The sequence below is a fragment of the Oceanicaulis sp. LC35 genome (assembly GCF_052055585.1).
Taxonomy (GTDB): Bacteria; Pseudomonadota; Alphaproteobacteria; order Caulobacterales; family Maricaulaceae; genus Oceanicaulis.
Genome location: NZ_CP170485.1, coordinates 2131673 through 2155030 on the forward strand (window position 1 = coordinate 2131673; position 23358 = coordinate 2155030).

Sequence of the window (23358 nt, forward strand, 5' to 3'; positions counted from 1 at the left end):
GCGCCTCCCGGCGGGTCTGCAGCGACGCGCAAACCTAGCGTTTGCGCGGTATGAGTCAATCGCGATTGGGCGCTGCAGCATGGCTGTCGCGCACGTCCCCTCACCCACTGCCAGCTGGCGGCGCGCCACCCTATTCGGTTGTTGGCGGGGTCAGCATGATGCAGGCCTGCAAGGCCTCCTGCATGAGCTGGGGAATAGCGAGCTGTTCCTCTTCGGGCAGGGCTTCGAACTCGGACATGACCCTGTCGCGCACGACTTCCCAGTCCTGGATTTCGCCCCGTCCCTCGATGCTGGCCTGAGACCCCAGCGCCATCAGACGGAAACCCTCCGGGCTCACCGCCTCGCGCATGTCATCGGAAAAGCACTGACAGAACGCTTCATAGCTCGCCGGGGCTTGCGCCGGATTGCGATCAGTCTGCTGGATGCGGCACGCCTGCTGCAACCAGATTCCATACTGGCGCTCATCGGCCTCGTACGGCCGCTCATCGGCCAGCGCCAGACCCAGCGCCAAAGTGATCAGCATGTCCGTCTCCGTCAGTCGTTGGTCGCCGGGCCCAGAGTCACGCATTGCTGCAGGCTGGACTGAAGGCGTGCGGGAATTTCGCTCTGTTCCTGCTGCGGCAGGGCGGCGTATTCGGCAAAGGCGGTATCACGCGCCGCCTCCCAGTCCGGGATGTCCGCCCGGTCCTGGGCGTGCCCCTGCAGGCTTAGCGCCATGACGCGAAACGCGTCGTCCGAGGAGGACGCGTTCAGGCTGTCGGCGACACAGGCGCAAAACGCCTCAAATTCGGCCGGCTCATGCCCGTCGCGGCGGTCCGCCTGCTGCAAGCGGCAGCCCTGCTGAAGCCAGGCCGAGTATTGCTGCTCGTCCGCTTCAAACGGCCGGTCGTCCGTCAGCGCCAGGGCCAGAATCAGTGTGATGAACATGAGCGTCTCCCTTAAGTGGCGACACTCTAGTGCAGACATCGCCTCTCGCCCTCCCCTGAATAAGGGGGGCGAGAGGCGACAGAGTCTACATACGCTCGGGCACGTCAATCCCGATCAGGCCCAGCACGATTTCAAGCTGGCCAAGCGTGGTCTGCGCCAGACGCAGACGGGAGGCGCGAATGGCCTCGTCTTTCTCGGGCAGGATCGGACAGGCGGCGTAAAAGCCCGAGAACGCCTGCGCCAGACCATAAGCGTGCTCGCACAAGACGTTCGGCGCGCGATCGCGCTCAGCCCGGCTCAGCGCACCTTCAAAGGCGTCCAGACGCCGGATCAGCGCGGCTTCGGCCTTGTCGGAAATCGTCACAGCACCCGGCGCGATGCCTTGCTCGCCAGCCTTCTTCAGCAGCGATTTGATGCGTACGGCCTGATACTGCAGATACGGACCGGTCTTGCCCTCAAAGCTGACAAAACGATCCAGATCGAAGATGTAGTTCGTGGTCCGCACATTCTGCAGGTCCGAGAACTTGATCGCTGCATTCGCCACGGCGCGCGCCACGGTCTCGAACTCTTCAGGCGACAATTCGCTGCCCAGCCCGGCTTCGTTCAGACGCGCCCGCGCCCGCTCACGCGCCTCATTGATGAGGTCGGCCAGACGGAAGGTGCCGCCAGCGCGGGTGCGCAGGCGTTTGCCATCGGTCCCGTTGACCGTCCCGAACTTCACGTGCTCTAGCGCGTCTTCTTGCGCGAGGCCCGCCTTGTAGGCGGCGCGGAACACCTGTTCGAAATGGTCAGACTGCCCCAGATCGACCACATAAAGGGTCAGCTCGGGGTCCTGCTGGCGCTTGCGATCCAGGATCGTCGCCAGATCGGTCGTGGCGTAGAGCGCGGAGCCCTGGCTTGAGACCAGGATCAACGGCGCGAGTTCTTTCTTGTCGTCCTCACGGGCGACGCGGACGATCCAGGCGCCTTCGCTCTCCTCGGCAACGCCGCGATCCTTGAAGTCCTGGACCAGCTCGGGGATCAGGTCATTGACGTCGCTTTCGCCCTTCCACAGGTCGAAATGCACGCCCAGCGCACTGAAATCCTCTTTCAACGCCGCAATCGAGACATTGATGAAATGGCGCAGAAGGGCGCGATAGCCCGGACGCCCGGACTGCAGCTCGGCCGTCGCCTTGCGCGAACGCGCATTGCGCTCAGGGTCTTCCTTGGCCTTTGCGGAGGCCTGCGGGTACAGCCGCGCCAGATCCTCGATCGTCACCGGCGGCTCATCCGGATAGGGCCCGGTGAAACCGGCGTCGTAATAGACCAGATCGGGCTGCTCATCCTGCAGCTCGGTGACGAGATGGCCCATCTGAAGGCCCCAATCGCCGAGGTGGATGTCAGAGGTCACGTCATGGCCGCGGAAGCGCATCAGGCGCTGCAGGCTGTCGCCAATCACCGACGAGCGCAGATGGCCCACATGCATGGGCTTGGCGACGTTCGGGCCGCCGAAATCGATCATCAGACGCTTGGGTTCATCGCTCTTGCGGCCGCCCACGCGCGCATCTTCCGCCAGTCCATTGGCGCGGATCGCATAGACTGTGCTGGCCGGGGTGATGTTCAGAAAACCGGGACCGGCGATCTCCACCTCAAGCTCCGGATGAAGCTCTGAAAGCTTGGCTTTCACATCCTCGGCCACGGCGCGCGGGGCCTTCTTGGCCTGCCTGGCCGCCGCCATCGCGCCATTGCATTGATAAGGCGCAAGATCAGGGCGGTCGGATTCAAACACCGTCCCCAGATCAGAGGACAGGCCAACGGCCTCGAACGCAGCGCCGACGGCGCTGCTGAGTTGTTCAACAATGGAAGTCATACGGTCTCGACGTCTTAATCGTCTTGTCCGGCCCGAACGCGGAAGCGCAGGCCGCTACGGTTGAACTCGATCTGCTCGTCCGTCAGTTCGAAGCCGAGCAGAACCTCGTAGTTCACGCCCGAAGTCGTCGGCGACACGCGCGGCAGCTCGATGGAGGGGAATTCCTCGATCACTTCCACCCGCTCTTCGCCCGGCTCGAAGGTGACCGTGATGGGGAACACCTGACGATCGATCACGGCGCGATCGGTGCGGGTCACCGCCACGAACAGGTCATAGGTCTTGGTCTGCCCCTGCGCCGCCGGTCCGCGACCAAACGCCAGACGCACCGCCATCTCCATTTCAATGGGAGACGCGTTGCGGTCGGTGTAGCGGCAATTGCTCGCAATGTTGAGAATTTCACCCGTGAAACCCACATTGGAGAAGACGGGGTTCTCGCCATGGATCTCGACCAGACGGTGGGCGTCATAGAGCGCCAGAGCGTTCGGGCACGGCCCCGGATTGGGATCCGGCTCGCTGAGCGTGTCTCGCACGGTGGAGCAGCCGGCAAGAGCCAGAGCAGCGACGGACAGGCTGAGAACGGACAGGCGCATGAATTACCTCAAGGCGTTCAGATGGCGAACCATCTCGGAGGACGGCATGCCCCCCTTCGCGGGGCGCACAGGGTCTGCTAGAGCAGTCTGTACGACGCGCGCGCGGACAGGGCAACGCCCCGCCGCCTTTCCCGGCAGAGGAAATCCATGACCGACAAACCTGTTTTGACCGTTCAGCTGGCCTCGCCGCGGGGATTTTGCGCCGGTGTGGACCGGGCGATCCAGATCGTGGAAAAGGCGCTGGAGCGTTATGGCGCCCCTGTTTTCGTCCGCCATGAGATTGTTCACAACAAGCATGTGGTGAACCGGCTTGAGGCCATGGGCGCGGTCTTCGTCAAGGAGCTCGACGAGTGTCCGGACGACCGCCCCGTGGTGTTCTCCGCCCATGGCGTGCCCCAGCGTGTGCCCGCTGAAGCCTCCCGCCGCAACATGCTGTTCGTGGACGCCACATGCCCGCTGGTCAGCAAGGTGCATGTGGAAGCCCAGCGCCATCACAAGGCCGGTCAGGAAATCCTGCTGATCGGCCATGCCGGCCACCCCGAAGTGATCGGCACGATGGGGCAGCTGCCCGATGGCGTAATGCACCTCATTGAAACGGTCGAAGATGTCGAAACCTTCGAGCCCAGAGACCCGTCCAATGTCGCCTTCGTCACCCAGACCACCCTGTCTGTGGATGATACCGCCGACATTGTCGCCGCCCTGCAAAAACGCTTCCCGGGCATTTCCGCCCCGCACAAGGAAGACATCTGCTACGCCACCACCAACCGACAGCTGGCGGTGAAGGCCATTGGCGAGGGGGCGGACCTGGTGCTTGTGGTCGGCGCGCCCAACTCGTCAAACTCGGTGCGGCTGGTGGAAGTGGCCGAGCGCGCCGGCGCCAAGACCGCCAAGCTGGTGCAGAAAGCCGAGGAGATCGACTGGAGCTGGCTCGACGGCGTGAAACGCATCGGCATCTCTGCGGGCGCCAGCGCCCCCGAGGAGCTTGTGGAGGGCCTCCTGTCCGCCCTCGCCCGCCGCTACACCCTGCACATCCGCGAAGTTCGGGTAGCGGAGGAAAACGTGGTCTTCAAACTGCCCAAGGAAGTGGCGTAAGTTCCGGGCTCGGGGAGACGCCAATGGCCCAGAACAAGAACCAGCCCACGACGGCTGATGTCGCTGACTATCTGAAGACGGTCGAACCTGATGTGCGCCGCGAGGATGCGATTGCACTCGATGCCCTGATGCGTCGGGTGACCGGCTGGTCTCCCGTGATGTGGGGGGAGTCCATGGTCGGGTATGGCTCGTATCATTATCGCTATGAGAGTGGCCGTGAAGGCGATTTTTTCGCCACAGGCTTCGGTCCGCGCAAGGCCAGTCTGTCGATCTACATCATGCCCGGATATACCGATTACGGTCCGATCCTGGACCGACTGGGCAAGCACAAGACGGGCAAGAGCTGCCTTTATGTGAACCGGCTCTCAGACGTCGATCTGGACGTTCTGGCCGAACTCATTCAAGCCGGGCTCGACGATCTGGGCCGCACATGGCCCGTCAGCCCCAGCTAATGTTGAGAGTGCGTTTTGGCCGAAAACACCATCGTGATCCACACTGACGGCGCCTGTTCGGGCAATCCCGGCCCTGGCGGCTGGGGCGCCATCCTGCACTGGAAGGGTCACGAGAAGGAGCTGTCGGGCGCTGAGGCGGACACCACCAATAATCGCATGGAGCTGATGGCGGCCATCGCCGCGCTCGAAGCGCTCAAGCGTCGCTCAAAAGTGCGCCTCGTCACCGATAGCACCTATGTGCGCGACGGCGTGACCAAGTGGATTCATGGCTGGAAGCGCAATGGCTGGAAAACCGCCGCGAAAAAGCCGGTCAAGAATGATGATCTGTGGAAGCGACTCGACGCCATCGCCTCAAAGCATGACGTGACGTGGGAGTGGGTGAAAGGCCATGCCGGCCACCCCGAGAACGAACGCGCCGACCAGCTCGCGCGCGACGCCATCGCGACGCTCTCAAAGGACTGAACACTCCGGCCCGGCTTTCGCCAGACCGGAGCTTTCAGTTCTGTCAGACTAGAGCGCCTTGAGCATGTGCTCGGCGGAAGAGACTTCGAAATTGCCCGGCTCATCGACAAAGACCTGTTCGACGGTCTTGTCGTTGACCACCAGCGCATAACGCTGGGAGCGCTTGCCCATGCCGAAGGCGGAGCCGTCCATTTCAAGGCCAAGCGCCGAGGCGAAGTCGCCATTGCCGTCCGCCAGCATCAGCACGTCATCGCCCGCGCCCTGATCCTTGCCCCAGGCGCCCATGACGAACACGTCATTGACCGAGGTGCAGGCGATCCGGTCCACGCCCTTGGCCTGCAGCTCCGAGGCCTTCTCGATGAAGCCCGGCAGGTGCTTGGCTGAACAGGTCGGCGTATAGGCGCCCGGCACGGCGAACAGCGCCACGCGCTTGCCGCCGAACACGTCATCCGTGCTCATCGGCTGAGGACCGTCTGCGGTCATGGTCATGAAGGTGACGTCAGGCAGGGTGTCGCCGACTTTGATGGTCATGGGGGGCTCCTGAAAAGGACTGAAGAGTGAATGGTTCTGACTTAAGACGCCGCCTTCCCCGCGACAAGACGCTTGCAAGGCCTCGGGACTGGACAATCTGAGCGCTTGGAGAAAAGCTGTTCCCATGACCTCCGTTCAGCCTGATACCCAGACTGGCTATCTGGGCGGCAAGCTCCTGATCGCCAGTCCTCTGATCGGTGATCCGCGCTTTGACCGCACGGTGATCTATGTGTGCGCGCATGACGCAGAAACCGCGATGGGGCTGATCCTCAATCGTCCTTTGACCGGCATGCGCCTGCCTGACCTTCTCGAACAGCTCGATATCAGCGGCGGCGCTCAGGCCAAGGACGGGCCGGTGCTCGAGGGCGGCCCTGTGGATCGCGACCGCGGCTTCGTTCTTCACACCCTGGATGTGGATTGCGGGCCAGCCACCGAACGCGTGGGCTCCAATCTCGGTCTGACCGCCACCCAGGAGATCCTGATGGCGCTGGCCTCCGAGGATGCGCCCTCGCGCGCCCTTATGGCGTTAGGCTATGCCGGTTGGGGCGCAGGACAGCTGGAAGATGAAATCAGTCTCAACGCCTGGCTGGTCGCCGAGGCGGATCACGGCCTGATCTTTGACGATCAGGCGGACGAGAAATGGGCGCGCGCACTGGGCAAGCTGGGCGTAACCCCTGAATTTCTCACGGCAGCCAGCGGCAACGCGTGAAAAGTGGCGCATACGCCATATTCGCGATTGACTTGATCATTCAATTCGCTTGAATGGGGAAATCTTCTCCAAACGCGCGTTATCGACTCTCATGCCTGTCCGTTCAAATCGCAAGTCAGCGGCGTGGTTGATCCGCGTACGCGATTGCTCCGCCAAGGCCTTCGTCTTTGGCGTGCTGGGACTGGCTATGGTTCTTTTTCCGCTGGCGCTGACCTCGGGCTCTGTCTGGGCCCTCTGGTATTTCTAGACCGCTTTACTCTGGTTTTGCGCTGAACGACCGCGCCGGCTCGAACCGGGCCTTGAGCCCGTGCGTCACGGCGCGCGCCGCATCCTGCGGAGAGAGCGCGGGTGCATACTGATAGCCCTGACCGTAATTGCAGCCCAGCTCCAGGCAGAGCGTATGGGCGGCGGCGCTCTCCACCCCTTCTGCAACCACCAGCATGCCATAGCTTTCGGCGATCCGGACAACCGAGGAGATGATGGATCTGGCCGATCCGTCGGTCAGCGCGGCGCGGATGAAATACTGATCGAGCTTGACCACATCAAAGGCGAACCGGTCCAGACGCGCCAGCGAGGAATAGCCGGTTCCGAAATCATCAAGCACGATCGGCACGCCCTGATCCCGAACCGCATTGAGCGACCGCTCCGCCGCATCCGGGTCGAGCATCACATCGGTTTCATTCACTTCCAGCTTGAACGCCCCGCGCGGCAATCCCGCCCCCTGGACCGCCTCGAGCAAACGCCCGGCGAAGTCCGGCGAGCAGACTTCGGTCGCGGTGGCGTTGGCGGTGACAAACAGGTTGAGCCTTGAGGATTGCGCAGACAGCCAGGCGCCCAGATCCTGGGCCGCCATGGCGCGTACGGTCTCGCCCACCGCCTCGATATAGCCATGGGACTGGGCCAGCGGCATGAACTCGTCCGCGCCCAGCAAACCCACGCCGGGCCGGTCCCAACGCGCCAGCGCCTCAAACCCCGCCAGCACGCCGGACTTCAGATCGATGACCGGCTGATAATACGCGCAGACATCCCCTGTTTGCAGCGATTGCGCCAGGGCGGTTTCAAGGTCCATGTCCGCCTGAACGCCGGCGGATCCGCCCGCAGGCAGCATCAGACCGCGCCAATGCAGACCGTCGCCCTGTCCGATCAGGCGCACATAACGCACCTCGTGATCATCTCCCAGCACGCGCAGGCGCATGTCACACGGGCCCGCACGCCGCAAACGATCCAGCCGGGGCTGGTCTGTCGGCGCCAGGCGTTCACGCAAATGATGAAACCCGCCCGATTCCCCCAGCGAGCCCAGGCCCAGCGCCGTCACTTCGCCGCCCAGGATCAGGCTGTCATCGAGAAACCCGATCTCCACCGCCAGCGCCCCCGCCGCCGAAACGGCGTCCATATAGGGACGCAGGGTGGAGGGATCGGTCATCGGATCGGATCGTTCTTGAGGATGGCGAATTTCAGATGGTCGCGCCATTCGCCATAGATTTTCAGATAGCCGCGCGCCACGCCTTCAGGCGTGAAGCCCACCGACATCAGAAGCATGCGGGACGCCTCGTTGTCGATGCGCGTCGCCGCCTCGATCCGGTGCAGACGCAGAGAGCTGAAAGCATGGCCCAGAACGCGGCGAACAGCGGCGCGGGCATAGCCCTTGCGCACATAGGGCGAGCCGATCCAGTAGCCGATATCGGCCGCCTGAAGCACGCCCCGGCGGACATTGTTGAGATTGCAGGCGCCCAGAAGCACATCGTCCGACGCGCGGAAGATGAAAAACGGATAGCCCGTCCCGTTCTCCACATCGCTCTGATAGCGACGCAGACGGCGCTTGTAGGCGGATTTGGTGAGCTCATCCTCCGCCCAGCTGGGCTCGAACGGCTCGGTATGAGCCCGGCTGGCCGAGCGCAGCTTGGCCCAGGCCTCGTAATCTTCCAGCTGGGGATGGCGCAAACGCAGTCCTTCAGACCATAGCACCGTCTCCTGCATCTCTTCGCGCCAGAGCGCCATCGGGGTCTTCCTTCGCCGTCGCTTGAGCTAGCCCCGCCATTGCAGGCGGCCGACCTGTATATGATACGCGAAGTAAACAGCCAGCAAAGCCAGCATCATTCCGAACCAGGTAATTGCATATGCCAGATGCCGCTCGGGCGGCGTCTGGGTGAGATAGGCGGGCGGCGCGCCATCGCTGAGCGCCAGCCAGTAGCGGGTATTCAGGCGCTCCGGATCGATGTCCAGCCTTGCACCTAAGCCATCCGCGTCAAACGCGTAGAACTCGTTCGCCTCGGGGTTGGCGGGCGGCGTGAACGGCCCCTGCGCCAGAGGCGTCTCAAAGCGCAGCTGGGTGAAGGCGTCAGCCTCAACCACCGAGCTGTCATCAGCGCGTGTCGCCGTCTGCAGCCCTTCAAAGCCGGTCTCCACCAGCACCAGCTGATCGGTGCCGCAAACCATAAGTGGGGAAAATAGACGCCATCCCGGCGCGCCCTGGGCATTGCGGCCTGAAACACGCACCAGGCCCGAAAGCGGTTGCGCCCCATCCAGAAGCACACGACGGCCAAGCTCGGCTTGTCCTTCGCACAGCCCGTCAGACAGCGTCAGGGGTTCGGCTTGAGCCGTCGCGGCGTAATCCGCCAGAAGCTCGATCTTCCAGGCGCGGCGATCCAGCTGCCAGCTGCCCAGCCAGATGAGCAGACCCAGCGCCGGCAGCATCAGGAGAGTCAGAACGGGGAGCGGGCGAAAACTCGCCATGTCAGATCAGGCCGCGTCAGTATCGCTTTGGGAAGCCGCGCCCGGACGGGAGTCCTGCTCACCGCCTTCAGGGGCGAGATCGAGCTGCGCCTCATGGGCGTTATGCTTCCATTGCAAGGCGAACAGGGTCGCCTTGAAGGGCGGCAGGATCAGCAGGGTGAGGATCGTGGCCAGCGGCAGCCAGAGCAGCATGTGCAGCCAGACCGGCGGGGAGACCGCAAGCTCAAGCGCGAGCGCGGCGGGCACGACAATGAACCCCACGATGGACATCACGAAGACGGCGGGGCCATCCCCGGAATCCTCGCTGGAAAAATCAAGGCCGCAGACGCCGCACGCGTCCGCGACCTTGAGATATTTGCGAAACAGAGCCCCTTTTCCGCAGCGTGGGCAACGCCCGAGAAGGCCGGCGAGGAAGGGGCTCGTTTCAGTCATTTAGTGTCCAACTCCGGTCACAGTCCCGAGGCCGGCAAAGGCCACGTAGACAAACGCGAACAGGAACAGCCAGACCACGTCCACGAAGTGCCAGTACCAGGCGGCGGCTTCGAAGCCGAAATGGTGTTCCTTGGTCCAGTGGCCCATCATCAGGCGGATCAGGCAGACCGCCAGGAAGATGGTGCCGATGATGACGTGGGCACCGTGGAAGCCGGTCGCCATGTAGAAGGTCGCGCCATAGAGGCTGCCCGAAATGCCGAAGGCGGCATGGGAGTACTCATAGGCTTGCAGCGCGGTGAAGCTCAGACCCAGCAGTACGGTCAGCAGGGTGCCCAGCTTGGCGCCTTTACGGTCGCCGTGTTGCAGCGCGTGGTGCGCCCAGGTCACGGTCGTGCCCGACAGCAGCAGGATCAGGGTGTTGATCAGCGGCAGGTGGAAGGGATCAAAGGTCTGGATGCCCGGAACGCCGTTCGCCCAGCCCGAATAATCGATGCCCAGCACGTCGCCGGTCCAGCCTGCGCCCGCACGGTCGCCGTGGAACAGCGCCATGTCGAAGAACATCCAGAACCAGGCCGCAAAGAACATCACCTCGGAGACGATGAACAGCAGCATGCCGTAACGCAGACCCAGGTCCACGACCGGGGTGTGATCGCCCTTCTGGCCTTCCTTGATGACGTCTCCCCACCAGCCGAACATCACATAGATGATGAGGGCCACGCCGAGCAGCAGCAGGATCGGCGACCCTTGCTGCAGGAAGAAATGGAAGATCGACTCTTCGTTGGTCGACAGACCCTTCATGAAGACGACCCCGCCAAAGGTCAGCACGAACGCGCCAAGCGAGGCGACGAACGGCCACGGGCTGGGGTCGACGAGGTGATAGTCGTGTTTAACGGCTGCGCCGGCCATGATGCTCTCCCGCCAGTATTCCCGGTCAAATAACGTGCGACTCTATAACTTCGCCCGTCCCGGTATTCAATTAATCACGCGCGTTAGCGCTACTGGGCGTCAGCATCCGAACCGGACGCCTCCGCAGTTTCATAGACCCGCTCGTCGCCGCTTTCCCAGAAGGTGTAGGAAAGGGTTACGGTGCGGATATCGTCCAGCCGGTCGTCTTCGTCCATAAGGGGATCTACGAAGAAGATCACCGGCATGTCCATGGATTGCCCCGGTTCGAGGGTCTGCTCGGTAAAGCAGAAGCATTCCAGCTTGGAAAAATACGGCCCCATCTTGAACGGGGTCACATTGTAGCTGGCGATGCCCGTCACGGGGCGGTCAGAAGTGTTGGTGGCGCGGTAGAAGGCCAGAGCCGTCTCGCCAACACGCACCTGCATTTCGGTTTGCAGCGGCTCGAACTCCCAGGGGAAGCCGCGCGAGCGAGACGCGTCAAAACGCACCGTCACTTCGCGATCAAGCACCTGGCCCGGATCGTACTGGACGAGCTGGGTCGTGCCGCCATAGCCGGTCACCTTGCAGAACAGGTTGTAGAGCGGCACCGAGGCGTACGCCATGCCAACCATGCCCACGATCACGACGCCGCAAATCGCGAAGATCCGGGTGTTCTTGTCGAGACGGGAGAACATGATCGATCAGGCTCCTGCGTTATAATTGCTGGCGAGGCGGATCATCGTCGTGACGAAGATCAGCCCCACGAACACGAACAGGCCCAGCGCAATGGCGCGGTTTCGACGGTTGCGCGCAGCCTTCTGCTCTTCGGTCAGCACCACGAACTCCGCTTCGCCCTCGGGCGCGGCGTCAGGGGTCTCGGGGCGGTTCAGATCATCGCTCATGCGCCGCCTCCAAGAAGCGCCAGCACAGGCTTGTACCCGCCTGCCCCGTGCTCTACGAGCAGGGCCGCGAACAGCAAGGTCAGATGGGCGATCGAATAGGCGAAGAGGTCACGGGCCGCCTTGTCGCCTGCACGCACGGCGTACAGCTCGTCCTCGGCGGCGTTGGCGTCACCGGCGCGCGAGGCGAAGACCCGTACGGCCAGCAACGCGAACAGCGCGCCGCCCAGCACGACCGCGCCCGCATACACCCAGCCGCCCAGGCCGGTAACGATCGGCGCGGCGGTCGCAGCCAGATAGAGCGCGGTATAGATCAGGATCTGGAAGCGGGTCGATTTCGCGCCCTTGGCGACCGGCATCATCGGCACCCCGGCGGCGGAATAATCGCCCGATTTGTATAGCGCCAGCGCCCAGGAATGGGGCGGCGTCCACAGGAAGATGATCAGGAACAGGAGCACGGAATTGAGCGTGATGTCCCCGGTGGCGGCGGCCCAGCCAATCATCGGCGGGAAGGCGCCCGCAGCGCCGCCAATGACGATATTCTGCGGCGTCGAGCGCTTCAGCCACATGGTGTAGATCACCGTGTAGAAGAAGATGGAGAAGGCCAGAAGGCCCGCGGCGACATAGTTGGTCGCCAGCGCCATCAAGAGCACCGAGGCCAGCGCCATCACGCCGGAGAAGACATAGGCTTCATTGGCGGGCACGCGGCCGGTGGGCACCGGGCGACGCCGGGTGCGCTTCATGATGGCGTCGATATCGGCGTCATAGGCCATGTTGAACGCGCCAGCCGCGCCTGCGCCCACAGCGATGCACAGCATGGCGATGGCGGCGGTCAGGAAATTCACGTCAACAGGAGCTGCCGCAAAGCCGGCCAGACCGGTGAACACCACCAGGGTCATGACGCGCGGCTTCATCAGCGAGACATAGTCTCGCCAGGACGCCAGCGACGCGGCGTCCGAAGGATCGCGGGGCGGCGCTGCATCTGCAGCGCCGCCCTTGCGAAGATCGGCGGAAAGTTCGGTCACGGTGTTCGTTTCCGGTTCCGTCTGGTTGACCAACGTCACTGCTACTTGATGCGCGGCAGTTCGTTGAACTGGTGGAAGGGCGGCGGAGAGGACAGGGTCCACTCCAGCGTGGTTGCGCCTTCGCCCCACGGGTTCGCTTCGGCCGGGCGGCGACGCAGGATCGATTCGATCAGCACCAGGAAGAACACCGCCATGCCGATCAGCATCACGACGTAGCCCATGGACGAGACGTGGTTCCACAGTGCGAAACCGTCCGCATAGTCCACATACCGGCGCGGCATGCCCTGGAGGCCCAGGAAGTGCTGCGGGAAGAAGATCAGGTTGGCGCCCACGAAGAAGAAGAAGAACTGGATGTTCGCCAGCGTCTCGTTGAACTTGATGCCGAAGATCTTCTCATACCAGTAGTAGAAACCGGCGAAGATGGAGAACACCGCGCCCAGCGACAGCACGTAGTGGAAGTGCGCCACCACGTAATAGGTGTCGTGCAGGGCCTGGTCGACGCCGGCGTTGGAGAGCATGACGCCCGTCACGCCGCCGACGGTGAACAGGAAGATGAAGCCGATCGCCCAGATCATCGGGGTGCGGAACTGGATGGAGCCGCCCCACATGGTGGCGATCCACGAGAAGATCTTGATGCCGGTCGGCACCGCAATGATCATCGTGGCGGCCACGAAATAGGCTTTCAGGTTCACGTTCAGGCCCACGGTGTACATGTGGTGCGCCCACACGATGAAGCCGATGAAGCCGATGGCGACCATGGCGTAGGCCATGCCCAGATAGCCAAAGACCGGCTTGCGCGAGAAGGTGGACACGATGTGGGAGATCATGCCGAAGCCGGGCAGGATCAGGATGTACACTTCCGGGTGACCGAAGAACCAGAACAGGTGCTGGTACATGATCGGATCGCCGCCGCCGGCGGGATCAAAGAAGGTCGTGCCGAAGTTACGATCGGTCAGCAGCATGGTCAGGGCGCCGGCCAGAACCGGAACCGAGAGCAGCAGCAGGAAGGCCGTCACCAGCACGGACCAGGCGAACAGCGGCATCTTGTGCAGGGTCATGCCCGGCGCGCGCATGTTGAAGATCGTGGTGATGAAGTTGATCGAACCCAGGAGCGAGCTCACGCCGGCGATGTGCAGCGAGAAGATCACCATGTCGAAGGCCGGGCCGTTATGGCCTGATGTCGACAAGGGCGGGTACATCACCCAGCCGCCGCCAAAGCCGTTGTCCCCGCCTGCGCCCGGCACGAACATCGATGCGAACAGCATGATGAAGGAGAAGGGCAGCAGCCAGAAGGAGATGTTGTTCATCCGCGGGAAGGCCATGTCCGGCGCGCCGATCATCAGCGGCACGAACCAGTTGCCGAAACCGCCGATCATGGCGGGCATGACCATGAAGAAGATCATGATCAGACCGTGCATGGTCGTGATGACGTTGTAGTTATGCTCGTTGCCCCAGAAGCCGTTGTTAAAGACCTGGAGACCCGGCTCGGCGAGCTCCCAACGGATGAGGCCGGACATGGCGCCGCCGATCACCCCCGCGAAAATCGCGAAGATGAGGTACATCGTGCCGATGTCCTTGTGGTTGGTGGAATACACCCAACGCTTCCAATCCCAGACGCTGGGGGTGTGATCGTCGTGATGCGCAGCAGCTTCTGACATCTGATCTCTCCTTACTGGATGGAAGCGAGGCGGGCTCCGCCACGCACGTCATCGTAATAGGCGGCCAGGACGTCCGGCGCCGTGTAGGGGTCGTTATTGGCCGCTTCCACCCATGCGGTGAACACCTCTTCAGGCACCACATGAACCTCGATCGGCATGAAGGCATGGCGCAGGCCGCACAGTTCAGAGCACTGGCCGTAATAGATGCCCGGCTCGTCAACTTCGAACCAGGTCTCGTTCAGACGGCCCGGAATGGCGTCCATCTTGATGCCAAAGGCCGGCATGGCCCAGTTGTGGATCACGTCGGACGCGGTCACTTCAACACGCACCGTCGCGCCCGTCGGCACCACGACCGGCAGATCGGTCGACAGGTTGCGCAGCGCTGAATACGGGTGAGCGGCGATGTCCTCATCGGCCAGCATGTTCGCGACATAGTCGAAACCGCCATGGTCCGGATAGGTATAGGTCCAGTTCCACTGGTTGCCCGTCGCCTTGATGGTGAAGTCCGCTTCGGGGATCACGTCCTGCAGGTACAGCAGCTTGAAGGACGGCACCGCGATCACGACCAGGATCAGGATCGGAATCCCCGTCCAGATCACTTCAACCAGCGTGTTGTGGCTGAATTTCTTGGCTTCAGGGTTCTGCTTGCTGTTGTAGCGGACCATCACCCAGACCAAGAGGGCGAGAACGACGAGGGTGATCGCCGAGATGATCCACAGCACCATGGCGTGGAAAACCTCGATGTTCTCCTTCACCGGGGTGACCGCTTCCTGCAGCCCAAGATGACCGTCGACAGGCGCGCCGATCACAGTGGCCGAAGCGCTGGCTGTCATTACACATAGGGCGGCGAAGGCGCCCAGTATGGCCGAGAATCGCATAATTCCCCCAAGTCCTGGTTCTATCGTCCAATTGGCGACGTTCGATGAGAGGTGCGGTCAAACGTCACTTGCGGCGACTCGTCGCCACCTCTGAATTCCGCACGATATAAACTGCAATGGCGTGCGAGCCAATCGAGCATGAGCGCCTTTTTGTCGCACTTGGCCGTCTTTTTCCACCTCCTTGTGCGCATGAAAGTCTGGCCGCCTGATTCAGGCTTTGCTAACGTTCCCGGACACGATGAAGTCTGAGGGGGCCGGATTCATGACCACACATAGCTTTCACACCCGTTCCAACCGTCCTGTCATGCAGGCGCTGACCGGCGGCATTTGCGGCCTGGCGATGGCGGCGCTTCTGGCGCTGGCGATCTCCTTCGCCTTTTCCGGGCGCGCGCTCGGTCAGGACGAGGATCCGCGCTATGAATGCGAGGCTGGCGCACGCGATGCCGGCGCAACCGGTCGCGCGCTTGGCGCCTGCGATCTTCTGCTGCGCGATGCCTCCGTCACCGGCGAGACCCGCGCCCGCGTCCTGACCAACCGCGCTGTCATGCTGCTGGCCCGCGGTCAGAACATCCAGGCGCGCTCCGATCTTGAGGAAGCTGTCGAGCTGTCTCCGGAACTGGCTGAAGCCTGGCTGAACCTGTCGGCGGCGCAAATCGCCACCGGCTCGGCGCAAGCGGCCATCGACACCGCCCGCCAGGCGCGCGATCTGGGCGCGAGCCCCGCCCTCGTCGCCTTCAACACCGGCATCGCGCTCGAAACCCTGGGCCGCTATGAGGACGCCTACGCCGCCTATAGCGAGGCGGCGCAGGAAGACCCCGAGAATGTCACGCTGGCGGCGCAACCCGCCCGCTTCATCTGGCATCAGGGCTGAAGCCGACGGGCGCGCCTGTCCGCGCCCCTCGCACTGAGCTGACTCACGGTCTATGTATGAGGCCTACCGCCACGTGCAGGAGCCGTCATGACCACTGATCCGTTCACCGCTTTTGAATTTGACGCCGATGATGCGGGCCGCGTGCTCGACGAGGCGCTGGTCGGAGCGGATGACGGCGAGCTCTTCCTGGAAACCTCGGCCTCTGAAAGCCTCGCCTTTGACGATGGCCGGCTGAAGGTCGCCAATTTCGACGCCGAACGCGGCTTTGGCCTGCGCGGCGTGTTCGGCGAGGCCTCCGGCTTCGCCCACTCGTCTGACCCCACCCTGGCCGCGCTCAAGCGCGCCGGTGAAACCGCCAGCGCCGCCCGCCAGGGGCGCGACGCGGTGATGGCGCCCTCTCCGTCCCGCGCCAACCAGACCCTTTACAAGGATGTGGACGTCATCGCCCAGCCGGGCTTTGAAGCCAAATCCGCCCTGCTCGCCGAGATCGACGCCTATCTGCGCGCCAAGGATCCTGAAGTGGTCCAGGTCTCCGCTTCTGTCTCCGCCTCGCGCCGGGTGATCGGCATTGTCCGCACGGGCGGCGATGTGCGCACCGAGGTGCGTCCGCTGGTGCGCGTGAATGTGTCGGTGACCTGTGAACGTCAGGGCCGCCGCGAAACCGGCTCGGCGGGCGCAGGCGGTCGCGCCGCCTTTGATCAATGGATCGCGCCCGGCGCCTGGAAGGGCCTCGCCGATGAAGCGCTACGCGTGGCCAAGGTCAATCTGGAAGCCGTAGATGCGCCGGCGGGCGAATGGCAGGTCGTGCTGGGCCCGGGCTGGCCCGCCATCCTGCTGCACGAAGCGGTGGGGCACGGTCTGGAAGGCGATTTCAACCGCAAGGGCAGCTCGGCGTTCTCCGGCAAGGTCGGCCAGCAGGTCGCCGCCAAGGGTGTCACGGTCGTGGACGACGGCACGATTCCCGATCGTCGCGGCTCCTTGAGCTTTGACGATGAAGGCACGCCGACCGGCCGCACCGTGCTGATCGAGGACGGCGTCCTCAAAGGCTATATGCAGGATCGGCAAAATGCGCGCCTGATGGGCGTTGAGCCCACCGGCAACGGGCGCCGTGAAAGCTATGCCCACCCGCCCATGCCGCGCATGACCAACACCATCATGGAAGCGGGCGATCGGGACCCGGGCGAAATCCTTGAAAGCCTGAAAGACGGCATCTACGCCAAGAATTTCGGCGGCGGTCAGGTGGACATCACCTCGGGCAAGTTCGTCTTCCGCTGCACCGAGGCGTATCGCGTGCGCGACGGCAAGATCTGCGAGCCCATCAAGGGCGCCACGCTGATCGGTGACGGCCCGACCGCGCTGACCAGGATCTCGATGATCGGCAATGACATGCAGCTTGATCCCGGCGTCGGCACTTGCGGAAAGGCCGGTCAGGGCGTGCCTGTGGGCGTGGGCCAACCCACCCTGCGCATTGACGGATTGACGGTCGGCGGCACGGGCTGAGCCCGCAAACTCCGCCAGATCATCTTACAAAGTAGTCACTTACCACCTTGTAATAAGAAATTCCTGACAATACCCCCTAGCCTCGCGCCTGACTTTGAATTGCAAGGCTGGACTGATGATGATTGCCCGGACGACTTCGCTCGCCCTTCTTTTTGCTGCGACCGCCCCTGCTTTCGGCGATGACGCTCCCGAGCCGGTGATCGCGGAAGGCGAGGCCGATGGCGCCATCCTCGCCTACCCCGCCAGCTTCTTCACCGAATTCAGCCCCGTCACCGCGCGCGACATGATCAACCGTCTGCCCGGCTTTTCCCTCTCTGACGGGGATACCGGTCGCCGAGGTCTGGCGGATGCCTTTGGCAATCTTCTGATCAACGGGGAGCGCCCGTCCGACAAGACGCTGGGTCTGGGAACCGTGCTCCAGCGCATCCCCGCCAATCAGGTCGTGCGTATCGAGCTGATCCGCGAACCCCTGCCTGAATATGACATGCGCGGCTACAGCCAGCTCGCCAATGTCATTCTGGTTGAGGGCTCAGGCACGCGTGCGAGCTTCGAGCACACGCTGACGCGTAACAATTCATCGCGACTGGCCTCGGAAATGGAAAGCTCGATCACCCGCCCTGTGGGCTCGGGCGAGATCACACTCGGGCTCAATTGGGAAACCTGGGGTCCGGCCAATGACCGGACCGTGATCTCCGAATCGCCCGACGGCGTGCGCCTTTCGAGTGAGCGTTACAACGACCAGCGCCGCTATCGCGAGATCGAGCCCTCGATCAGCTATGCCGGGCCGATTGGCGAGAACACCCGGCTTCGCGTCAACGCCAATGCCGAATTCGTCGCCTGGCGCCGGATCATTTCCGGCTTCGCCTATGACGGCGCTGGCCAGCCCGAGGCCTATATCACCCAGGAAGCCAATGAGCGCAGCTGGGAGGCGGGCCTGTCGGCGACCGTGGAGCGGGACTGGGCGGAAGGGCTGGCGTCGACCACCACCTTCCTGCTGACCCGTTCGGATACGGATAATGGCCCGGAAGAGGAAAGCGTAAACACGCTGTCAGCCGGCGTGGAGCGGGCTCAGGTGCTCTATCAGAACGCCGAGGAAGAGACCGCGCTGCGCCACAGCTTCGACTGGACCCTGTCAGAGGCGCATTCCTTCACCTTCGGCGCCGAGGCCGCGTTCAACGCGCTCGACGCCAGCCTGGCGTTGTTCGAGGATACCGGCGGCGGATATGTGCCCATCCCCCTGCCCGTCAGCGACACCCGGGTCGAGGAAGTGCGCGGCGAGCTGTTCGCCGACACGGTCTGGGTGCTTTCGGACACGCTCTCGCTGGAAGGCGGGCTGCGCTATGAATACAGCGAGATTTCCCAGTCCGGCCCCAGCGGCCAGGCCCGCACCTTCACCTATCTCAAGCCCCGCGCCAGCGCGACCTGGCGTCCGGGCGAGCAGCGCCGCCTGCGCATCGGGATCGAGCGCAATGTGGACCAGCTCGATTTCGGCAATTTCGCCAGCTCGGTGGACCTCAATTCCGATCAGGTCGATGTGGGTAATCCCGATTATCGCCCCCAGACCGACTGGACGCTGGAAGCCGAGTTCGAGCAGCGCTTCAACGAGGACGCCTCTGTCACTCTGACGCTGGGTCGGGTCTGGCGGCAGGATCTGGACGATTACATCGCCATTATCACCCCCACCGAGATCTTTGACGCGCCGGGCAATATCGGTGATGGCGCCCTGAACCGGGTGACGCTGGAATGGACCAGCCCGCTGGGCTGGCTGGGCTTGCGCAACGCCACGCTGGACGGGTTCGTGGAATGGTATGACTCCAATGTCACCGACCCGGTCACCGGCGAGGATCGCGCCTGGTCCGGTATTGCGGAATGGGAGCTCAGCTTTGACTTCCGTCAGACCTTCCCCGAACAGCAGATCGCCTGGGGCTGGGATTACTTCTACCTGTCTGACGCCGCCTCCTATCGCGTCGGGCGCTTCACGAACATCCAGCATCCCGGCGGCGATCTCGATCTGTATGTGGAAACAACACGCTGGTTCGGCCTGACGACCCGCCTCGGGGCCGATTTCGTGCTGGACACGACCGAACGACAGGACCGGATCTTCTATGACGGATCACGGGCGGATGGCGTCGAAAGCCTGCGTCAGCAGCGCTATTTCGATTTCGGACCGCAGGTCTATCTCAGCGTCCGTGGCGCCTTCTGACCTTCCCGATTTGTAATGCCGGCACAACACCCAGTCTGGTAGACTGAATCAGGCAGGGCGAACGCCGGGCGAGCAGCGATCTGGCGAACCTGCCGGGAGGAGGTCGTCATGCACGCCGTCAAACGCGTCTGCCTGGGTCTGGCCCTGTGTTCGGCTTTGTCCGCCAGCGCCCACGCCCGGCCGGACACCCTGGAGCTGTTGCGCAGCCCGTCAGGCTATTATGTGGCGCCGGTCTTTATCGGCGAGGACGGGCCCTACCCGTTCGTGCCGGATACCGGAGCCAGCCATACCGCCATCGCCCAGAGTCTTGCTGAAGCCCATGGCTTCATCAGCACGCGCGAGCATCTTGATGACGTGCAGACCCTGACGGCGGAGGTTCAGGCCGAACGCTATACCCTGATCAAGTTTAGTCTGGGCCCTCACGCGCTGAATTCAGTGGATACGGTCGTCACGCCGACCCCGCCGGATCTTGAGCTTGAAATTTTCGGCCTGCTGGGCAGCAACGCCTTTGCCGGGCGCGTGATCGAGCTCGATTATCCGCGCGCACGCCTCAACCTTCAGGCCGAACCCCCGCAATACGCCGACGCCCGGATCGATCCGCGGCGGCAAGTGCTGACCGGCGCCGCTCGCGCCCGCGGCGTGGAGGACGATATTGCGGTGATGATCGACACCGGCTCGCCCATCACCATCGTCAATGACAGGCTTGCCGCGCGCCTGCGCCAGCGGGAAATGATCCGCGTCCTCACCGTGGGCAGCGTCTCTCGCATTCCCGACACGGTGGAGACGGATCAGGGCGTCGTCATCCGGCAATTCCAGCTGGGCGGATTGTGTCTGGGCCGCATGACCATTCACACAGCCGACCTCGATGTCTTCCGGGCCATGGGATGGGAGAACCGCCCCGCCATGATCGTGGGGCTGGATCTGTTGCAGAACACAACGCTGACCATCGACTATCGCAGCGGCGCCGCCCAGATCGAGCCCGGACCGTCCGACTGGCGCTGTCCGGGCGAACGCCGCAGCCAGCTCAGCCATTAAAAAAGCCCCGGAGCCAGGCTCCGGGGCTTTTCATCGACAGTCAGGACCGTCTAGAGCAGGTCACGTGCGTCCTGATCGGGGCCGGCGGCTTCCGCCTTGGCATCGATCTGGTCTTCCGCACGGCCATGGCCGAGGCCCTTGAGCCAGAAGCTCAAGACGCCGAACACCACGCCCAGCACGATGGCGAAGAGGCCGATCGAGCCGAACACGGCGGCATAGCCGTTGAGCGCGGCTTCAGGATCGAGCACCTGGCCCGCCACCGTGTCGGTCGCGGTGAAGGTGGCGATGATGCCCGCCACGTATTGCGCGAAGGCCGAGGACAGGAACCAGCCCGCCATCATGGTGGAGACCACCGCGCCGGGGCTGAGCTTGGTGATGGCCGACAGGCCCACCGGGCTCAGGCACAGCTCACCGGTGGTGTGCAACAGATAGGCGCCAGCGAGGAAGATCAGCGGCACGCGATAGTCATCGCCTGCAAACTGGACGCCCCACACCAGCAGCATGAAGCCCAGACCCACCTGAACCAGCGCGAGCGCGAACTTCAGCGGGGTGTTGGGGTTCTTGCGCAGCTTGGCGAGGAAGGCCCAGATCGCCGCGAAGATCGGTGCGAAGATCAGGATGAAGCCGGCGTTGAACGATTGCGTCTGTGACGCCGTGATCTCGAACGCGCCCACCGACAGGTCGGTATTGCGCGAAGCGAACAGGTTCATGGACGAACCGGCTTGCTCGAACAGCGCCCAGAACACGACCGAGACGATGATCAGGATCAGCGCCAGGATCAGGCGTTGCGCCTCCACCTTGGTGCAGCTGTTGACCATGTAGAAGACCACATAGCCCAGGAAGCCGAGGCCCCCGATCAGAAGGAACAAGGCCAGAAGGTCCTGCTCGCCCATGCCCGGCAGGGTGAAGCGGATGGTATGCGCCTGAACCATGAACCAGACCACGATCACGCCAACAAGGCCGATGCCATAGATCAGCCATTCGGTGTTGAGCGGACCCAGCGCCTTGGCCTTGAGCTTCTCAAGGCTCGGCGGGTTGCCCACATGGCTGAGCAGGTTCTTGCCCGGCAGGAAGAACAGCGCCCGGCCGCGCACGAACACGACAAAGCCCAGCAGCATGCCGATGCCGGCCGCGCCGAAGCCGGCCCACCAGCCCACGGTCTCGCCCAGCCAGCCGCACAGGATGGCGGCCCAGAAGGAGCCCAGATTGATGCCGTAATAATACAGGGTGAAGCCGCCATCACGCCGCGGGTCGTTCTCTTCATAGAGCTGACCGACGATGGAGGAGATGTTCGCCTTCAAAAAGCCCACGCCCATGATGATCAGAGCCAGGGCGAAGTAGAAGATGTTCAGGAACATCCGGTCGCGTTCAACGCGCTCGATCTCGAACTCGCCTTGCGGCAGCACAGCCGGGATGGACGCGCTTGCAGGCAGCTCAGCAATCTGGAAATCGCCTTCGGAGTTGGCCGAGAAGCTGTATTCCGCGCCATCCACCTCGATCATGACCGAGCGGTTCGAGCCGCGGCCTTCCGCGATCAGCTCGTATTGCTGGCCTTCATAGATCAGGGCTTCGCGAGCCGGCTCGCCTTCAATGCCCATGGTCGCGTGACCGGCCACCAGCAGCAGGGCGCCAAAGGCGATGGCCTTGCGGTTCCCCAGATACCGGTCCGCCAGATACCCGCCCAGAAGCGGCAGCAGGTACACCAGCGCGGTATAGGCGCCGTATTGCGAGCTGGCTTCCCCGTCCGAGAACAGGAAGTGCTGGGTGAGATAGAAGATCAGCAGGCCGCGCATCCCATAATAGGAAAAGCGCTCCCACATCTCGGCGAAAAACAGAATGTGAAGGCCCTTGGGATGCTTGCGCATCTCCAGAAAAACCGGCACGGCGGTAACGACCGTGATCAAAAAGCCTACAATGATCAGTAACATGACCTGAGGTCCCTCCCCCTGTCACGGCCCGACGCCCCTCATGCGTCAGTTGAGAAGGACCGTGATCGACTTCGTGAAGAATTTACTACCGCGCAAAACACCACGCGGGGCCGGGAGTCGCAAGGGCTTTGCGGCAGTGGGGGTATTGGGGAGGGGTGGGGTGGCGCATCTTTCAGGTTATGCGCTTCTCGCGATAGAGTGCGCGTATGGCGTCCAGAAAACCCATCACCACAGCACGTCGTTTGCGCCGGGACATGACCAACGCCGAGCGCAAGCTCTGGTCCTTGATGCGGCAAAGGCCTGATGGGCTGAAGTTTCGGCGTCAACATCCAATCGGGGCCTATGTGGCTGACTTTGCCTGCCCGGAAATCGGTCTGATCATCGAACTGGATGGCGGCCAGCATAATCTTCCCGCCCATCAGCGCCGCGACCAGAGCCGAACAACATGGCTAGAAAGCCAAGGCTGGCAAGTCCTTCGGTTCTGGAACACACAAGTCTTTGAAGCGCCCGAAATGCTGGGCGATCAGATTCTCGAAATCGCGCGCTCATTGAAGCAACGCCGACAGAACCCCTCTCCCCCTTGACCAAGGGGGAGAGGCAGGGTGAGGGGGTGCGCTTCAATCAGTCAGATGTGAGCCAGCTGAAACGCCGTTCACCCCTCACCTAACCTCTCCCCTCAGGGAGGGGAGAGGGATGGGG

At 63.1% G+C, this 23358-nt stretch carries 25 protein-coding genes; 9 read left to right on the forward strand and 16 right to left on the reverse strand.

The window, feature by feature from the left end; all coding sequences use genetic code 11:
• Positions 1-130 precede the first annotated feature (130 nt).
• The 4 genes from ACFELO_RS10235 to ACFELO_RS10250 all read right to left on the reverse strand — a co-directional run bounded on the left by ACFELO_RS10235 (position 131) and on the right by ACFELO_RS10250 (position 3366).
• Positions 131-523, reverse strand: coding sequence for a hypothetical protein (locus ACFELO_RS10235; RefSeq protein ID WP_440957667.1), 393 nt, complete (start codon positions 521-523; stop codon positions 131-133).
• A gap of 11 nt (positions 524-534) precedes the next feature.
• Positions 535-927, reverse strand: coding sequence for a hypothetical protein (locus ACFELO_RS10240; protein ID WP_440957668.1), 393 nt, complete (start codon positions 925-927; stop codon positions 535-537).
• Between the two features lie 85 nt (positions 928-1012).
• The gene (gene argS / locus ACFELO_RS10245) at positions 1013-2776 is read right to left on the reverse strand and encodes an arginine--tRNA ligase (RefSeq protein WP_440957669.1); all 1764 of its coding nucleotides are present in this window, start codon (positions 2774-2776) and stop codon (positions 1013-1015) included.
• Positions 2777-2790: 14 nt separating this feature from the next.
• Entirely contained in the window at positions 2791-3366 is a 576-nt protein-coding gene (locus ACFELO_RS10250) for a hypothetical protein (RefSeq protein ID WP_440957670.1), read from the reverse strand.
• Between the two features lie 147 nt (positions 3367-3513).
• Here ACFELO_RS10250 and ispH point away from each other — a divergent pair, with 147 nt between their 5' ends.
• The 3 genes from ispH to rnhA are packed head-to-tail and all read left to right on the forward strand — an operon-like array spanning position 3514 to position 5372.
• Positions 3514-4458, forward strand: coding sequence for a 4-hydroxy-3-methylbut-2-enyl diphosphate reductase (ispH, locus tag ACFELO_RS10255; RefSeq protein ID WP_440957671.1), 945 nt, complete (start codon positions 3514-3516; stop codon positions 4456-4458).
• Positions 4459-4481: 23 nt separating this feature from the next.
• Positions 4482-4910, forward strand: a complete 429-nt coding sequence (locus ACFELO_RS10260; protein WP_440957672.1) for a DUF1801 domain-containing protein — start codon at positions 4482-4484, stop codon at positions 4908-4910.
• A gap of 15 nt (positions 4911-4925) precedes the next feature.
• A complete protein-coding gene (gene rnhA / locus ACFELO_RS10265) occupies positions 4926-5372 on the forward strand; it encodes a ribonuclease HI (protein ID WP_440957673.1) in 447 nt (148 codons plus the stop codon).
• Between the two features lie 48 nt (positions 5373-5420).
• Here rnhA and ACFELO_RS10270 read toward each other — a convergent pair whose 3' ends face one another.
• The gene (locus ACFELO_RS10270; protein WP_440957674.1) at positions 5421-5903 is read right to left on the reverse strand and encodes a peroxiredoxin; all 483 of its coding nucleotides are present in this window, start codon (positions 5901-5903) and stop codon (positions 5421-5423) included.
• A gap of 124 nt (positions 5904-6027) precedes the next feature.
• Between ACFELO_RS10270 and ACFELO_RS10275 the strand changes: the two genes are divergently transcribed.
• The gene (locus tag ACFELO_RS10275; RefSeq protein ID WP_440957675.1) at positions 6028-6612 is read left to right on the forward strand and encodes a YqgE/AlgH family protein; all 585 of its coding nucleotides are present in this window, start codon (positions 6028-6030) and stop codon (positions 6610-6612) included.
• A gap of 253 nt (positions 6613-6865) precedes the next feature.
• Here ACFELO_RS10275 and ACFELO_RS10280 read toward each other — a convergent pair whose 3' ends face one another.
• From ACFELO_RS10280 to coxB, 10 genes are all read right to left on the reverse strand, one after another.
• Positions 6866-8035, reverse strand: coding sequence for an EAL domain-containing protein (locus tag ACFELO_RS10280; protein ID WP_440957676.1), 1170 nt, complete (start codon positions 8033-8035; stop codon positions 6866-6868).
• A complete protein-coding gene (locus ACFELO_RS10285; protein WP_440957677.1) occupies positions 8032-8610 on the reverse strand; it encodes a GNAT family N-acetyltransferase in 579 nt (192 codons plus the stop codon). The genes ACFELO_RS10280 and ACFELO_RS10285 overlap by 4 nt, the downstream gene beginning before the upstream one ends.
• Before the next feature lie 27 nt (positions 8611-8637).
• Positions 8638-9345 (reverse strand): SURF1 family protein, encoded by a 708-nt coding sequence (locus ACFELO_RS10290; protein WP_440957678.1) that lies wholly within the window; start codon positions 9343-9345, stop codon positions 8638-8640.
• Between the two features lie 6 nt (positions 9346-9351).
• On the reverse strand, positions 9352-9777 hold the full coding sequence (locus ACFELO_RS10295) for a DUF983 domain-containing protein (protein WP_440957679.1): 426 nt from the start codon (positions 9775-9777) through the stop codon (positions 9352-9354).
• Complete coding sequence (locus ACFELO_RS10300; protein WP_440957680.1) at positions 9778-10683, reverse strand: cytochrome c oxidase subunit 3; 906 nt, start codon at positions 10681-10683, stop codon at positions 9778-9780.
• Between the two features lie 89 nt (positions 10684-10772).
• Positions 10773-11357 carry a cytochrome c oxidase assembly protein gene (locus ACFELO_RS10305; protein ID WP_440957681.1) on the reverse strand — a complete coding sequence of 195 codons (585 nt, stop codon included), beginning with the start codon at positions 11355-11357 and terminating at the stop codon, positions 10773-10775.
• Positions 11358-11363: 6 nt separating this feature from the next.
• Positions 11364-11564 carry a protoheme IX farnesyltransferase gene (locus tag ACFELO_RS10310; RefSeq protein ID WP_440957682.1) on the reverse strand — a complete coding sequence of 67 codons (201 nt, stop codon included), beginning with the start codon at positions 11562-11564 and terminating at the stop codon, positions 11364-11366.
• Positions 11561-12586 carry a heme o synthase gene (gene cyoE / locus ACFELO_RS10315; RefSeq protein WP_440957683.1) on the reverse strand — a complete coding sequence of 342 codons (1026 nt, stop codon included), beginning with the start codon at positions 12584-12586 and terminating at the stop codon, positions 11561-11563. Before cyoE ends, ACFELO_RS10310 begins: the two co-directional genes overlap by 4 nt.
• Positions 12587-12627: 41 nt before the next feature.
• Positions 12628-14244, reverse strand: a complete 1617-nt coding sequence (ctaD, locus tag ACFELO_RS10320) for a cytochrome c oxidase subunit I (RefSeq protein WP_440957684.1) — start codon at positions 14242-14244, stop codon at positions 12628-12630.
• 11 nt (positions 14245-14255) lie between these two features.
• Entirely contained in the window at positions 14256-15077 is an 822-nt protein-coding gene (coxB, locus tag ACFELO_RS10325; RefSeq protein ID WP_440957685.1) for a cytochrome c oxidase subunit II, read from the reverse strand.
• A 307-nt stretch (positions 15078-15384) separates the two neighbouring features.
• Here coxB and ACFELO_RS10330 point away from each other — a divergent pair, with 307 nt between their 5' ends.
• The 4 genes from ACFELO_RS10330 (at position 15385) to ACFELO_RS10345 (ending at position 20731) form a co-directional block, all read left to right on the forward strand.
• Positions 15385-15993: a tetratricopeptide repeat protein gene (locus ACFELO_RS10330; RefSeq protein ID WP_440957686.1), complete on the forward strand. Its 609-nt coding sequence runs from the start codon at positions 15385-15387 to the stop codon at positions 15991-15993.
• A gap of 87 nt (positions 15994-16080) precedes the next feature.
• A complete protein-coding gene (gene tldD / locus ACFELO_RS10335; RefSeq protein WP_440957687.1) occupies positions 16081-17493 on the forward strand; it encodes a metalloprotease TldD in 1413 nt (470 codons plus the stop codon).
• Positions 17494-17608: 115 nt separating this feature from the next.
• Positions 17609-19696 carry a TonB-dependent receptor plug domain-containing protein gene (locus tag ACFELO_RS10340; protein WP_440957688.1) on the forward strand — a complete coding sequence of 696 codons (2088 nt, stop codon included), beginning with the start codon at positions 17609-17611 and terminating at the stop codon, positions 19694-19696.
• Positions 19697-19804: 108 nt separating this feature from the next.
• Positions 19805-20731 carry an aspartyl protease family protein gene (locus ACFELO_RS10345; RefSeq protein WP_440957689.1) on the forward strand — a complete coding sequence of 309 codons (927 nt, stop codon included), beginning with the start codon at positions 19805-19807 and terminating at the stop codon, positions 20729-20731.
• A 50-nt stretch (positions 20732-20781) separates the two neighbouring features.
• Here ACFELO_RS10345 and ACFELO_RS10350 read toward each other — a convergent pair whose 3' ends face one another.
• Complete coding sequence (locus ACFELO_RS10350) at positions 20782-22659, reverse strand: peptide MFS transporter (RefSeq protein ID WP_440957690.1); 1878 nt, start codon at positions 22657-22659, stop codon at positions 20782-20784.
• A 206-nt stretch (positions 22660-22865) separates the two neighbouring features.
• Here ACFELO_RS10350 and ACFELO_RS10355 point away from each other — a divergent pair, with 206 nt between their 5' ends.
• On the forward strand, positions 22866-23243 hold the full coding sequence (locus ACFELO_RS10355; protein ID WP_440957691.1) for an endonuclease domain-containing protein: 378 nt from the start codon (positions 22866-22868) through the stop codon (positions 23241-23243).
• Positions 23244-23358 lie beyond the last annotated feature (115 nt).